The organism is Symbiopectobacterium purcellii, from assembly GCF_052050035.1.
Taxonomy (GTDB): Bacteria; Pseudomonadota; Gammaproteobacteria; order Enterobacterales; family Enterobacteriaceae; genus Symbiopectobacterium; species Symbiopectobacterium purcellii_A.
The window spans coordinates 4,117,148-4,130,544 of record NZ_CP189882.1 but is presented as its reverse complement, the minus strand read 5'-3'; the positions used below and the strand labels follow the sequence as shown (position 1 = coordinate 4,130,544).

Here is a 13,397-nt window from a genome sequence, read left to right as displayed (position 1 = left end):
ACTTATTGCGCCAAATCAGCCTCATCAAAACTGAATACGGTATCAGGCATCACATAGAACCCACTCAGTTTCTTGCTGTTAGCTGAAACCAGCTGTTCCGTCACCAAAAACGCCCAAGGGGCATCCGCCCAGATTTTGTCCTGCGCGTCTTTATACAGTTTTTCCTTCTGCGCACGATCGGTAGTCTTCAACGCATTCGCCAGATCGGCATCCACCTGCTCGCTGCTGTAAAACGCCGTATTAAACAGCGCCGGTGGCCAAGACGCCGTGGCAAACACCGGCGTCAGCGCCCAATCAGCTTCCCCGGTTGAGGCAGACCAGCCGGTGTAGAACAAACGCACGCCAGTCTCCTTCACGCCCTTACCTTCTACTTCGGCGGCACGCTGCCCGGCATCCATCGCCGTAACCTGCACTTTAATCCCCACTTGCGCCAACTGCTGCTGGGTGAATTGCAGTACTTTCTGCGCCGTACTGTGGTTATGCGATGCCCACAGTGTGGTGGTGAATCCATCCGGGTAGCCCGCTTCTTTCAACAGTTCGCGCGCTTTTGCCGGATCGTAAGGCCACGGTTGATACTGCTGGGCAAAATCGATGCTCTTTGGCAACGGTCCCTGTGACGGCACCGCGTAACCTGAGAATGCCACCTTAATTAACGCCTCTTTGTTGATGGCATAGTTAATCGCCTGCCGCACCTTGATATTGTCAAACGGCTTTTGTGTGACATTGAAGCTGAGATAACGGTGCAAAATAGAAGGCGATGTCACCACCGCCAGTTGATCATTTTTCTCCAGCACCTTGGCCTGCTCAAATGGCACAGGGAACGCAAACTGCGCTTCGCCGGTCTGGAGCAGCGAGGCGCGGGTGTTGTTATCCACGACTGGACGCCAGGTAATACTGTCGAGTTTGGGCAGCCCGGCACGCCAATAACCGGAGAATTTCTCCACTTTCACATAGTCCGTCTGGTTCCAGGTGACAAACTTGTAAGGGCCAGTACCCACCGGATGAAAACCAATGTCCTTACCGTATTGTTGCAATGCGGCAGGTGAAATAATCACCGCAGCAGGGTGTGCCAGGTTGTTGATAAAAGCCGAGAACGGCTGTTTAAGCACGATTTTTACCGTCTGCGGATCCACCACTTCTGTATTGGCAATCACCTTGAACAGGTTATAACGTTTCAGGCGATTTTCCGGATTGCTGGCGCGATCGAGGTTTACCTTCACCGCCTGTGCATTGAAATCGGTGCCGTCATGAAATTTCACACCGGTATGCAGTTTGATGGTATAGGTCAGGTTGTCGTCGCTGACCTGATAGCTTTCGGCCAGCACGTTGACTAACTTCATGTCCTTATCGAAGCCAAACAGCCCCTGATAGAATGATTTCGCCACCGTTTGTGACAGGGTGTCGTTGGCATCATAGGGATCGAGCGTGGTGAAGTTGGATGCCACAGCAATTACAGCATCTTTCGCCGCCCAGGCCGGTGCAGACGCCATCAAGGCTGCCGCCACTGCCAGCGCCCCCGCACGTTTGGCAGTGAGCAGATTAACGCGAGTCAAAAGTGTCATTGTGATCGTATCTCCCTGTATCCTCTGTCAATAAGCACCCGCAATCGTATGGTGAGCCACATAGTGCCGTTCACCCACCTCGATCAGCGGTGCGATCGTTGGTTCATCGCCCAGCGCCCGAACAGGGCTGGGTATATCATCCGCCAGCAGTGCATGCCGGTGATGGCGGCGGCCCGGATCGGCGATCGGTACTGCTGCCATCAGTTTACGGGTATAAGGATGTTGAGGATTCTCAAACACCGCCTGACGCGGGCCGATTTCCACAATCTGCCCCAAATACATCACAGCAACGCGGTGACTGATACGCTCCACCACCGCCATATCGTGAGAAATAAACAGGAACGCGATACCGTATTCCTGCTGCAATTCCATCATCAGGTTGACGATTTGTGCTCTGATCGAGACATCAAGCGCTGAGACCGCCTCATCGGCGATCACCACTTTGGGGTTTAGCGCCAGTGCGCGCGCAATGCATATGCGCTGGCGCTGCCCACCAGAAAACTCATGCGGATAGCGTCCGGCATGCTCTGGCAGCAGCCCCACCCGCTTGAGCAGTTGCGCCACCCGCACTTCAGCGGCCTGTTTATCCATCACCTTGTGGACCAACAGCGGCTCCATGATCGAGAACCCTGCCGTCAGACGAGGGTCCAGCGAGGCATACGGGTCCTGAAAAATCAGTTGAATATTGCGGCGTATCCGGTGCAGCGCCTCGCTGCCCAGACCTTCAATGCGTTCACCGGCAAAGGTGATCGTGCCCCGCTGGCTCGGCACCAGTTGCAACAAGGCGCGCGCGGCCGTCGATTTTCCACAGCCGGACTCCCCGACCAGCGACAGCGTTTCGCCGGGGTAAAGATCGAAACTGATGTGCTCCACCGCATGTACCTGATGGGTAACGCGGTTGAGTATTCCCCGGCGCAGCGGAAATCGCGTGACCAGATCACGCACTTGCAACACGGGTGCCAACGGTTCGGGTAGACTCGCCGGTGTCCGGCTGGCCGGGGCTTGCGGGACCATTGCCTGCACTGAGGCATCGCTGAGATACAGTGAAAACGGTGCCGGTTCGCTACGCCCGCGCATCTCGCCTAGCGTCGGTACTGCCGCCAGCAATGCACGGGTATACAGATGCTGCGGCGTGGCAAATATCTCGCTCACGCCGGCGGTTTCGACACAGTGGCCGTTATTCATCACCAACACGCGATCGGCCACTTCCGCTACCACACCCATATCATGGGTGATGAAAATCACGGCAATCGCCATTTCACGCTGCAATAGCTGAATCAGTTGTAAGATTTGTGCCTGAATAGTGACGTCGAGCGCGGTGGTCGGTTCATCGGCTATCAGCAAGGTGGGTTTGCAGGAGAGAGCCATGGCAATCATGATACGCTGGCGCATACCCCCTGAATGCTGGTGCGGATAACGGCCCAGCACGCTTTTCGCCTCCGGAATTCTTACCAGATCCAGCATGCGCAACGCCTCTGCCTTCGCGTCTCGCGCAGACATGCCCTGATGCAGGCGAATGGACTCAGCAATTTGCTCCCCCACCGGAAACACCGGGTTAAGCGAGGTCATTGGCTCTTGGAATACCATCGCCATGTCCGCACCGCGTAAACGACGCATCTCACGCTGGCTGGCGGTTGTGACATCCAGAATGTGGCCATTACGACGGCGAAACAGAATCTCACCGTGATGAATATCGCCGCCAGCCTGCTCGATCAAACGCATGATCGCTAACGCCGTGACCGATTTACCGGAACCGGATTCACCAACGATCGCCAACGTCTCACCGCGAGCCACCGTTAACGAGAGATCGTGAATCACCGATACCGGCTCCCGCTGCGCGTGAAAACGCACGCCCAGTGACCGCACTGACAGAATCTGCTGTTCGGGCAGAATCAGTGTAGTATCAGTCGCTTCACGCACGGGCGCATGGGATATCATGAACGATGTCTCTCCTTGTTTAACTTGCAGCAGAACCAGTCCGTATGAAAAACGGTTTTAGTTTTATTTAGCACACTGAGGGAGGTTTAGCATAAAACTGCCGTGCAATGAATAAAATATGTCTCTTATAACATTGCGTACAGCACATAATCATTCCGTCTATACCTGTTCAGTATTAAAGCGTGTTACTCCCTGATGACGCACTTTCCTGCCATAACCTTGACGTTGTCACGTTCACCCGCAGAGTGTTCTCTGACTTAATAGCGATCACTTGGCTGGCGTAATCCCAGTGCACTGTATCGCGTTTTGCCCGATCTCCCGACGCAAAGACGTCGGCGAATGGAGTCATCATGGAAGCATTTACTTCAGGTTTACTCGCGCTTGAGCAAGCGCTGCAACGTATGCTGGCGCTGGTTTCACCGCTGGCGCAGACCGAAACCGTCGCGCTTGAGCAGGCTGCGGGCCGCATCACCGCCACCGACATTACCTCCCCTCTCGACGTGCCCGCCTTTGCCAATGCCGCGATGGATGGCTATGCCGTGCGCATGGCAGATCTGGCACAGGGTGATGCACTGCTGCCCGTGGCGGGGAAAGCGTTTGCCGGTAACCCGTTCGTGGGTGACTGGCCCGCAGGAAGTTGTATCCGCATCATGACCGGTGCACCGGTTCCGCCGGGGACAGAGGCGGTTATCATGCAAGAATACGCTGAAGCAGAGGCTAACGGCGTACGCTTCACGCACCCCGCGAAGGCGGGACAAAATATCCGTCTGGCAGGTGAAGACATTCAGCGCGGCGCGCGCGTCCTAGCGGCGGGCTGCGCATTGGGGCCAGCCCGTTTGCCGCTGCTGGCATCGCTGGGTGTGCCTGAGGTCACCGTAATGCGTCGCCTGCGCGTGGCTATATTTTCTACCGGCGATGAGTTACAGCGTATCGGTCAGCCATTACAGGCTGGGCAGATATACGACACCAACCGTTTTGCCGTGCGCCTGATGCTGGAAAAACTGGGCTGCGATATTCTCGATCTCGGCATTATCCGCGACGATCCGGCAGCCCTACGCGACGCGTTTCAACGCGCCGACAGCGAGGCCGATTTGGTCATCAGCAGCGGTGGCGTTTCAGTGGGAGAAGCCGATTACACCAAACAGATTCTGGACGATTTGGGTAACATCCATTTCTGGAAGTTGGCGATAAAGCCCGGCAAGCCGTTCGCCTTCGGCAAACTGCGTCAGGCCTGGTTCTGCAGCCTGCCCGGTAATCCGGTCTCTGCTGCCGTCACCTTCTATCAATTGGTGCAACCGCTCATCGCACAGCTTTCTGGCCACAGCCAGTGGCACTTCCCGCCGCGCCAGCGGGTGAAAGCAGCCTCTGCGTTGAAGAAAACCCCCGGTCGCCTCGATTTTCAACGCGGTATTGTTAGCCGAAATGATCTCGGTGAGTTGGAAGTCAGGGCCACAGGCCATCAGGGCTCGCACATTTTCAGCTCATTAAACTAGTTGCTGAATAGAGACTTGCATTTTTTGTCAGGCTATTGAGAATAAAAAGAGGTTTAACTTAGAGAATAAAGGTTTGAAATGATCAACAAAGAGCGGTTGTTACGAGATAATCGTTTATGTAAAGCAATCATTGGATTATCAGTCGAAGAATTGAAAAATTTAGCCGCTGAATTTTCAGCTTGTTATTTGACTTATCGGAAAAAGAATCGAAAAGATCACGAGCGGCAGATGGGTGCAGGGCAGAAAGGATTTATCCCAACCCCATTAGATAAACTGCTTTTTATTTTATTGTATTTAAAATGTTATCCGACCTATGATTTGCAAGGACTTCTTTTTGGTTTAGATGGCTTTGTTGAATAATTTAACCGTTTGATTTACATCTTCTTTAGGTAGAATGCATGTACAGAGACTGTATTTTGTTAGAACGACAAATCAAGTAGTTAGCACAATAAAAAGCATTACGGCTGGAAAACTTAGTTGTTGAAGTGTTATAATAATTATGTAAATCAGCATGTTAAATTATTCAACAAAGCCGGTTTAGATAGAACACGGGTATGTCGCTGGGTAAAAATATTATTGCCGGTTTTAGAGATGACCTTGGGGCGAGAATGTGTTTTGCCCGCTCGTCAAATTCGCTCTGCTGAGGAATTTTTTCGCGCCTTTCCTGGAGTTAAAGACGTCTTTATTGATGGGACAGAGCGACCTGTCCAAAAGCCTAAGAATCTGCGTCGGCGAAAAAAAATGTATTCGGGAAAGAAAAGACAGACCACTCGAAAAGGGCTTATTATGACTGACGAAACAAGGCAAATTGGATTTATCCCCATGAGCAAAAGTGGGCGCCGTCACCATAAACGCTTACTCGATAAAGTCGATATAATTCGCCATATTCCTCCTGAGGTAACCATCTGGGCAGATACCGGTTTTCAAGGTATAGATAAACAGCATCCTAATACACAAATCCCAAAAAAAGGAACTCGAAAAAGACCTTTATCGCCTGAACAAAAACAAGAAAATAAAATAATCTCGGGCATCCGTATTACAGTTGAACAGAGACTGTAAAATAATCTGTGTAAATGGCATTTTGAGGAAAACCTTCAAAGGATAACAAAATGCCTATCAGCAACGAACTTATTGACCAACTGCTTCAAGATTGTCACTCCCCTCAGGATCTGCTGGGTGAATCAGGCCTACTCAAGGTGCTGACTAAAAGACTGGCGGAACGGGTTCTTGAAGCTGAGATGGAGATGCACCTTGGGTATGCTAAGCATGACCCGGCTGGTAATCATTCAGGCAACTCACGCAATGGCAAGACATCCAAGAGCGTACGTAGCCAAAATGGGGAGATCGAGCTCGATATTCCGCGCGACCGCAACAGTACCTTCGAGCCGACACTGATCGGTAAGCACGAAAAACAGCTTAACGGCTTCGATGACCGCATTATTTCTCTCTATTCCAGAGGGTTATCAACCCGTGATATTCAGGCACACTTTAAAGAAGTCTACGGGGTCGATGTTTCCGCTGGCTTCATTTCTCAAGTGACCAATGCTGTGATGGATGAAGTTAAGCGCTGGCAGCAACGGCCGCTGGATGCGCTTTATCCCATTGTTTACCTTGACTGTATTGTTGTCAAAAGCCAGGACGGCGGAGCCGTGGCCAACAAGTCTGTTTATCTGGCCCTCGGCGTCAACGGCCAGGGCGAAAAAGAGCTGCTGGGGCTATGGATAGCCAAAACTGAGGGGGCCAAGTTCTGGTTATCTGTGATGACAGAACTGAAAAATCGTGGGCTAAAGGACATCTTCGTCGCCTGCTGCGATGGCCTGAAAGGCTTTCCTGATGCCATTGAAGCTGTTTACCCGCATACGCGGGTACAGCTCTGCATTGTGCATCAGGTGCGGAACTCGCTGCGCTACGTCGGCTGGAAAGAGCGTAAGGCCGTTGCTGCTGACCTGCGCACCATCTATAGTTCCGCAACGCTAGAGGGCGCTGAAGAGGCCCTGGATGCCTTCGCGGCCAAATGGGATGAACAGTTCCCGACGATCAGCCCGTCGTGGAGAAATAATTGGGAACGTCTCATCGTCATTTTTGACTTTCCGCCGGAGATCCGCAAGGTTATCTACACCACCAACGCGATAGAGTCGTTAAATGCTTCATTGCGCAAGATAACGAAAACGCGACGAATATTTCCAACGGATGACTCGGTGATAAAATTACTCTATCTAGCCTTGCATAATATCTCTGCTAAATGGACCTTGCCAATCAGAGACTGGAAACCTGCTATGAGCCAATTCATGTTGATGTATGGAGAACGAATCTCCGGTTAAGCAATGGAGCCATTTACACAAAATTCTTTACAGACTCGTTGAACACGCCATCGCGGGTATCAAGCGCCTCGGTTGCATGACCCAAATTTTACGGAATCGTAGACCCTTTATTGATGATACCTTCTTACTCCTTAGCGCCGGTCTTTGGAATTTCCATCTCAGAACAGCGTAAAATTTACTTCAATCACCGAAACACCCTTATTTCACTATTAAGCAACACGCTTATAGTTCCGCAAGGCTTTGTTGAATAAATCGAACTTTCAGGGGATCGCCGGATCAAAGCACTATAGCCAAGCGACTTAATTTTGATTACACCATATGGACTGAGAACAAACTCTCTGTATCGCAACCCATCTCTCTTTTTTTGCTTTTTGCTTGTGCCCATTTATGCTCAATTGGGTTAAGATCTGGCGAATATGTAGGCAAATACTCCACCATATACCCTGCATCGATGATGACTTGTTGAATATTATGTTTTTTGTGAAAAGTGGCATTGTCCATCATGATTACACTGTTTTTAGGGAGTACTGGGATAAGGACTTGTGTGACCCAGGCATAGAAAACATCGCTGTTAATATTGATATCAAATAATCCGATAGCAAACAGCGTTGTGCCTAATAAAGCGCCGATAACATTTGTTCTTCCCCTAGCTCCCCAGTTCTTCAGGCCAAACACGAGTCTGTAAAGAATTTTGTGTAAATGGCTCCATTGCTTAACCGGAGATTCGTTCTCCATACATCAACATGAATTGGCTCATAGCAGGTTTCCAGTCTCTGATTGGCAAGGTCCATTTAGCAGAGATATTATGCAAGGCTAGATAGAGTAATTTTATCACCGAGTCATCCGTTGGAAATATTCGTCGCGTTTTCGTTATCTTGCGCAATGAAGCATTTAACGACTCTATCGCGTTGGTGGTGTAGATAACCTTGCGGATCTCCGGCGGAAAGTCAAAAATGACGATGAGACGTTCCCAATTATTTCTCCACGACGGGCTGATCGTCGGGAACTGTTCATCCCATTTGGCCGCGAAGGCATCCAGGGCCTCTTCAGCGCCCTCTAGCGTTGCGGAACTATAGATGGTGCGCAGGTCAGCAGCAACGGCCTTACGCTCTTTCCAGCCGACGTAGCGCAGCGAGTTCCGCACCTGATGCACAATGCAGAGCTGTACCCGCGTATGCGGGTAAACAGCTTCAATGGCATCAGGAAAGCCTTTCAGGCCATCGCAGCAGGCGACGAAGATGTCCTTTAGCCCACGATTTTTCAGTTCTGTCATCACAGATAACCAGAACTTGGCCCCCTCAGTTTTGGCTATCCATAGCCCCAGCAGCTCTTTTTCGCCCTGGCCGTTGACGCCGAGGGCCAGATAAACAGACTTGTTGGCCACGGCTCCGCCGTCCTGGCTTTTGACAACAATACAGTCAAGGTAAACAATGGGATAAAGCGCATCCAGCGGCCGTTGCTGCCAGCGCTTAACTTCATCCATCACAGCATTGGTCACTTGAGAAATGAAGCCAGCGGAAACATCGACCCCGTAGACTTCTTTAAAGTGTGCCTGAATATCACGGGTTGATAACCCTCTGGAATAGAGAGAAATAATGCGGTCATCGAAGCCGTTAAGCTGTTTTTCGTGCTTACCGATCAGTGTCGGCTCGAAGGTACTGTTGCGGTCGCGCGGAATATCGAGCTCGATCTCCCCATTTTGGCTACGTACGCTCTTGGATGTCTTGCCATTGCGTGAGTTGCCTGAATGATTACCAGCCGGGTCATGCTTAGCATACCCAAGGTGCATCTCCATCTCAGCTTCAAGAACCCGTTCCGCCAGTCTTTTAGTCAGCACCTTGAGTAGGCCTGATTCACCCAGCAGATCCTGAGGGGAGTGACAATCTTGAAGCAGTTGGTCAATAAGTTCGTTGCTGATAGGCATTTTGTTATCCTTTGAAGGTTTTCCTCAAAATGCCATTTACACAGATTATTTTACAGTCTCCAAAACACCGTTGACCTTTTGGGGAATAGCCGTGAGTCCGTGGGGTATCGTGTGAAAAACCACTTTCATCAATAAAAACAATAGGTTTACCTTCTTTTTCATACTGTTGTTTTTTTTGTTGAAATCCCTGCCGGGCGTTTTCGTCGGCTTTCGGATGACGTAGAGTTTTTTTTATAGGTCAATCCCAGCTTTTTAAGCGCTTGCCAAATGGCCTTCTGACAAACGCCAAAACGCTCTGCACGTTCTTTTTGGTAAGCATCTGGATATTGTTCAACATCTTTTATCAACTCGGATTTATCGATCTTTCGCTGACGCGTGGTCGATGCTTTTGACTCTATTTGATTAATCCAACGCGATACAGAGGCAGGGCCAATCCGAAATTGCTTCGCTGTTTCTCGGATACTCAACCCTTCGTTTTTCCGTGTGGATATCACTTTACGTCTAAAATCAATTGAATAGCTCATTTAAATAATGTAATCAAAATTAAGTCGTTTAGCTATAAAAGCGCACGATAAGTGTAGTGGCATACTGAATTTGGCCACCTAAGTAGAGGTGATATGCTTACCTCATAATTTTTATAGGTGCCAAAATGAGTAAAATAATTACTGCTGAATTTAAATGTGAAACCGCCAAATTAGTCCTTGACGGCTTTGTTGAATAATTTAACCGTTTGATTTACATCTTCTTTAGTTAGAATGCATTTACAGAGAATGTATTTTGTTAGAACGACAAATCAAATAGTTAGCACAATAAAAAGCATTCCGAGAGGAAAAATTAGTCGTTGAAATTTTATAATGCTTATATAAATCAGTATCTTAAATTATTCAACAAAGCCGTCCTTGACCAAAATTATACCTACCAGGAAGCCGCGAAAGCCATGAACGTCAGTCTTTCAGCGATTAGCCGGTGGGTAAGAGCCCTTCGTTTAGAACGTCAAGGGAAAACATCGCCTGGTCTGCCATTAACACCTGAACAAATTGAGTTCAGAGAAATGAAGAAAAAAATCCACCGACTGGAAATGGAGAATGCCATCTTAAAAAACGCTACTGCGCTCTTAATGTCCGACTCACTGAAAAATTCTCGGTAGTTGAAAAGCTAAGAGCGCTTTATCCAGTGAAAGCGTTGTGTCGTATTTTTAATGTTCACCGAAGCAGTTATCGCTATTGGTGTCGACCTAAGGAGCCAGATATTGAGCGGACGATAAAACGTAGCCTGGTCAGCGAAGCGTGGAACGTTAGTGGCGGGTCTGCGGGCGCAAGGACTATCTCCACGATGGTTACCAATACACACGACGTGAAACTTGGGCGGTGGTTAGCGGGTAAGTTGATGAAAGAATTAACCCTCGTTAGTTGCCAAACAAGAAAACATCAATACAACAGCGGTGGAAATGAACGTATTGATATTCCAAATCTGCTCAATAGGCAGTTCGCTGTTACCAAGCCTGACCAGGTTTGGTGCGGCGATGTAACCTATATTTGGACAGGCGACCGATGGGCGTATCTGGCGGTGGTATTAGATTTATTTGCCCGAAAACCCGTGGGTTGGGCAATGTCGTTTTCGCCAGATTCAGAATTAACAGCCAAAGCACTACAAATGGCTTGGGAACTGCGTGGGCATCCCAAACAAGTCATGTCTCATAGTGACCAAGGAAGCCATTACACCAGTCGTCAGTATAGGCAGGCATTGTGGCGTTATCAGATGACCCAAAGTATGAGTCGCAGAGGAAATTGTTGGGATAATAGTCCGATGGAGCGATTCTTCCGTAGTCTGAAGACTGAATGGGTGCCAACGACTGGCTACCAAAGCTTTAGTACTGCTCAATCATCCATTATTCGCTACATAACCCATTATTATAGCGATGTCAGACCTCACTGGTATAGCCAAGCGACATTATTTTGATAACAGCCAGCTATGCTTCTTTGCCGCATATCAGGGCATAGGATGTAATCATTTTTAAGTCGGTTGGCTATATCATCGCTCCCGATAGCAGCTCCCCATGGCAAAGCACAAGTTTAAAATCACCAACTGGCCCACCTACAACAAAGCACTCAGACAACGCGGCTCCCTGACGGTCTGGCTTGATGAGTCCGCCATCGCTGCATGGACTGACAGTGCTTCGCCTGAAGGTCGTGGTCGGCCGCTTTACTACACCGATATGGCTGTTACCACGGTTTTGATGATAAAGCGCGTGTTTAACCTGTCGCTCCGGGCATTACAGGGCTTTGTCGACTCGGTTTTTACACTGATGAGCCTGCCACTGCGCTGCCCGGACTACTCTCTGGTCAGTCGGCGGGCAAAAACCGTCAGTATCAGCATAAAAACGCCAACGCGTGGTGAAATCTCGCATCTGGTCATCGACAGTACCGGTCTGAAGGTCTTTAGCGAAGGTGAATGGAAAGTCAGGCAGCATGGGGCTGACAGACGAAGAGTGTGGCGCAAGCTTCATCTGGCAGCAGACAGTGCGACGCATGAGATTATCTGTGCCGACTTATCGCTCAGCGGAACGACAGATGCGCAGGCACTGCCGGGCCTGATTAACCAAACCCACCGAAAAATCAGGGAAGTGTCAGCAGACGGTGCTTATGACGCCCGTTATAGCCAACCGACTTAAAAATGATTACAGCCGATGCCCTGATATGTGGCAAAGAAGCATAGCTGGCTGTTATCAAAATAATGTCGCTTAGCTATACTGCCACGATGCGTTGCTAAGAAAGAAAATCAGGCCCCTTATCCCGCCGCGAAGCGGAGCCAAATACTGGCCGGACAAGTACCATGAACGTAACCATGCGGTGGCGAATCAGCGTCTGAGCGGGAGTAATGATATGTGGAAAAAGAAAGTGGGTTATCACCGGCGTTCAGTGGCAGAAACAGCGATGGGCTTTGTTGAATAATTTAACCGTTTGATTTACATCTTCTTTAGTTAGAATGCATTTACAGAGAATGTATTTTGTTAGAACGACAAATCAAATAGTTAGCACAATAAAAAGCATTCCGAGAGGAAAAATTAGTCGTTGAAATTTTATAATGCTTATATAAATCAGTATCTTAAATTATTCAACAAAGCCACAGCGATGTTCCGCATAAAAACTTTGCTGGGTGGCCATCTGAGCCTGCGTGACTATGAGGCTCAAGTAGGTGAAGCCATAGCGATGGTCAAAGCGCTGAACCGTATGACGTTGTTGGGTATGCCACACAGCGTCAGGATAGGATAACAGGTGTAGCAGAGGGAGTCATCCTGTCGGCTAATTCTGATTTATTCAACAAAGCCTCTCGGAATGCTTTTTATTGTGCTAACTATTTGATTTGTCGTTCTAACAAAATACATTCTCTGTAAATGCATTCTAACTAAAGAAGATGTAAATCAAACGGTTAAATTATTCAACAAAGCCATTCCGAGAGGAAAAATTAGTCGTTGAAATTTTATAATGCTTATATAAATCAGTATCTTAAATTATTCAACAAAGCCGGTTATCTACACCACCAACGCGATAGAGTCGTTAAATGCTTCATTGCGCAAGATAACGAAAACGCGACGAATATTTCCAACGGATGACTCGGTGCTAAAATTATTCTATCTAGCCTTGCATAATATCTCGGCTAAATGGACCCTACCAATCAGAGACTGGAAACCGGCTATGAGCCAATTCATGTTGATGTATGGAGATCGGATTTCCGGTTAAGCGATGGAGCCATTTACACGAAATTCTTTACAGACTCAACGTTTCAACCATTACCTCAAGAACAGCTTTGTTGTGCCGCTTGCCGCCACGTTTCGCCAGGCTGGGCTGATACTGGACGTCCCCGCGGCTAATGCACGCATTGGTGAGTGGTTGATCACCGTTGCCAACACCCGTAAACATGGCACCACCGGTATTCCGCCTGAACAACGCATGCCGCGTGAGCGGGCTGCGTTGTTGCCATTGCCGAAGATATAGCCAACCGACTTAAAAATGATTACATCCTATGCCCTGATATGCGGCAAAGAAGCATAGCTGGCTGTTATCAAAATAATGTCGCTTGGCTATAACACTGGCATTTCCTCCACCGGTACCGGCGAGTTGCTCGCGCCCCATACCCACAGAGAGTCTCCAGCACCCGT

14 protein-coding genes and 3 pseudogenes are annotated in these 13,397 nt (G+C 49.1%); 10 read left to right on the top strand and 7 right to left on the bottom strand.

The annotated features are described in order from the left end of the window. Nucleotides 1-2: 2 nt before the first annotated feature. On the bottom strand, nt 3-1,562 hold the full coding sequence (gene gsiB, locus ACQGXV_RS28125) for a glutathione ABC transporter substrate-binding protein GsiB (RefSeq protein WP_440863860.1): 1,560 nt from the start codon (nt 1,560-1,562) through the stop codon (nt 3-5). Nucleotides 1,563-1,589: 27 nt separating this feature from the next. Beyond that, nucleotides 1,590-3,500, bottom strand: coding sequence for a dipeptide ABC transporter ATP-binding protein (locus tag ACQGXV_RS28120; protein ID WP_440863859.1), 1,911 nt, complete (start codon nt 3,498-3,500; stop codon nt 1,590-1,592). A gap of 350 nt (nt 3,501-3,850) precedes the next feature. Between ACQGXV_RS28120 and moeA the strand changes: the two are divergent. From moeA to ACQGXV_RS28095, 5 genes and pseudogenes are all read left to right on the top strand, one after another. After that, nucleotides 3,851-4,990, top strand: a pseudogene (gene moeA / locus ACQGXV_RS28115) (molybdopterin molybdotransferase MoeA); the annotation flags it as partial. Between the two features lie 81 nt (nt 4,991-5,071). After that, nucleotides 5,072-5,353, top strand: a complete 282-nt coding sequence (locus tag ACQGXV_RS28110; RefSeq protein ID WP_440863858.1) for a hypothetical protein — start codon at nt 5,072-5,074, stop codon at nt 5,351-5,353. Between the two features lie 120 nt (nt 5,354-5,473). Then, nucleotides 5,474-6,052, top strand: coding sequence for a transposase family protein (locus ACQGXV_RS28105; protein WP_440863856.1), 579 nt, complete (start codon nt 5,474-5,476; stop codon nt 6,050-6,052). 50 nt (nt 6,053-6,102) lie between these two features. Next, nucleotides 6,103-7,314: an IS256 family transposase gene (locus ACQGXV_RS28100; RefSeq protein ID WP_440862551.1), complete on the top strand. Its 1,212-nt coding sequence runs from the start codon at nt 6,103-6,105 to the stop codon at nt 7,312-7,314. After that, complete coding sequence (locus tag ACQGXV_RS28095) at nt 7,292-7,486, top strand: hypothetical protein (protein WP_440863855.1); 195 nt, start codon at nt 7,292-7,294, stop codon at nt 7,484-7,486. Before ACQGXV_RS28100 ends, ACQGXV_RS28095 begins: the two co-directional genes overlap by 23 nt. Before the next feature lie 137 nt (nt 7,487-7,623). Here the strand turns inward: ACQGXV_RS28095 and ACQGXV_RS28090 are convergent, their stop codons facing one another. The 3 genes from ACQGXV_RS28090 to ACQGXV_RS28080 form a co-directional block, all read right to left on the bottom strand. Next, nucleotides 7,624-8,049 (bottom strand): transposase, encoded by a 426-nt coding sequence (locus tag ACQGXV_RS28090; protein WP_440863854.1) that lies wholly within the window; start codon nt 8,047-8,049, stop codon nt 7,624-7,626. Then, entirely contained in the window at nt 8,027-9,238 is a 1,212-nt protein-coding gene (locus tag ACQGXV_RS28085) for an IS256 family transposase (protein ID WP_440862551.1), read from the bottom strand. Before ACQGXV_RS28085 ends, ACQGXV_RS28090 begins: the two co-directional genes overlap by 23 nt. Nucleotides 9,239-9,396: 158 nt before the next feature. Further along, nucleotides 9,397-9,762, bottom strand: a complete 366-nt coding sequence (locus ACQGXV_RS28080) for an IS630 transposase-related protein (RefSeq protein WP_440862584.1) — start codon at nt 9,760-9,762, stop codon at nt 9,397-9,399. A gap of 338 nt (nt 9,763-10,100) precedes the next feature. On the opposite strand from ACQGXV_RS28080, the gene ACQGXV_RS28075 reads away from it, so the two are divergent. Next, a protein-coding gene (locus tag ACQGXV_RS28075; protein ID WP_440867648.1) for an IS3 family transposase occupies nt 10,101-11,197 on the top strand; the annotation gives its coding sequence in 2 pieces (ribosomal slippage) (nt 10,101-10,341 and nt 10,341-11,197; 1,098 coding nt in all). Here the strand turns inward: ACQGXV_RS28075 and ACQGXV_RS28070 are convergent. Continuing rightward, a complete protein-coding gene (locus ACQGXV_RS28070) occupies nt 11,167-11,301 on the bottom strand; it encodes a hypothetical protein (protein WP_440863852.1) in 135 nt (44 codons plus the stop codon). The two genes, ACQGXV_RS28075 and ACQGXV_RS28070, sit on opposite strands and share 31 nt — an antisense overlap. Here ACQGXV_RS28070 and ACQGXV_RS28065 point away from each other — a divergent pair. The 4 genes and pseudogenes from ACQGXV_RS28065 (at nt 11,295) to ACQGXV_RS28050 (ending at nt 13,233) form a co-directional block, all read left to right on the top strand. After that, a pseudogene (locus ACQGXV_RS28065) lies at nt 11,295-12,189 on the top strand (IS5 family transposase). The gene ACQGXV_RS28070 and the pseudogene ACQGXV_RS28065 sit on opposite strands and share 7 nt — an antisense overlap. A 120-nt stretch (nt 12,190-12,309) precedes the next feature. Next, nucleotides 12,310-12,510: a hypothetical protein gene (locus tag ACQGXV_RS28060; protein ID WP_440863850.1), complete on the top strand. Its 201-nt coding sequence runs from the start codon at nt 12,310-12,312 to the stop codon at nt 12,508-12,510. 249 nt (nt 12,511-12,759) lie between these two features. Beyond that, a pseudogene (locus ACQGXV_RS28055) lies at nt 12,760-12,978 on the top strand (transposase); the annotation flags it as partial. A 72-nt stretch (nt 12,979-13,050) separates the two neighbouring features. Further along, nucleotides 13,051-13,233, top strand: coding sequence for a hypothetical protein (locus tag ACQGXV_RS28050; protein WP_440863849.1), 183 nt, complete (start codon nt 13,051-13,053; stop codon nt 13,231-13,233). Between the two features lie 9 nt (nt 13,234-13,242). Here the strand turns inward: ACQGXV_RS28050 and ACQGXV_RS28045 are convergent, their stop codons facing one another. Next, nucleotides 13,243-13,371, bottom strand: coding sequence for a hypothetical protein (locus tag ACQGXV_RS28045; RefSeq protein WP_440863847.1), 129 nt, complete (start codon nt 13,369-13,371; stop codon nt 13,243-13,245). Nucleotides 13,372-13,397: the final 26 nt, after the last annotated feature.

Coding starts and splice junctions, on each gene's coding strand:
- gsiB (WP_440863860.1), bottom strand. CDS start 1,562: ATGACACTTTTGACTCGCGTTAATCTGCTCACTGCCAAACGTGCGGGG.
- ACQGXV_RS28120 (WP_440863859.1), bottom strand. CDS start 3,500: ATGATATCCCATGCGCCCGTGCGTGAAGCGACTGATACTACACTGATT.
- ACQGXV_RS28110 (WP_440863858.1), top strand. CDS start 5,072: ATGATCAACAAAGAGCGGTTGTTACGAGATAATCGTTTATGTAAAGCA.
- ACQGXV_RS28100 (WP_440862551.1), top strand. CDS start 6,103: ATGCCTATCAGCAACGAACTTATTGACCAACTGCTTCAAGATTGTCAC.
- ACQGXV_RS28095 (WP_440863855.1), top strand. CDS start 7,292: ATGGAGAACGAATCTCCGGTTAAGCAATGGAGCCATTTACACAAAATT.
- ACQGXV_RS28090 (WP_440863854.1), bottom strand. CDS start 8,049: ATGGAGAACGAATCTCCGGTTAAGCAATGGAGCCATTTACACAAAATT.
- ACQGXV_RS28085 (WP_440862551.1), bottom strand. CDS start 9,238: ATGCCTATCAGCAACGAACTTATTGACCAACTGCTTCAAGATTGTCAC.
- ACQGXV_RS28080 (WP_440862584.1), bottom strand. CDS start 9,762: ATGAGCTATTCAATTGATTTTAGACGTAAAGTGATATCCACACGGAAA.
- ACQGXV_RS28045 (WP_440863847.1), bottom strand. CDS start 13,371: ATGGGGCGCGAGCAACTCGCCGGTACCGGTGGAGGAAATGCCAGTGTT.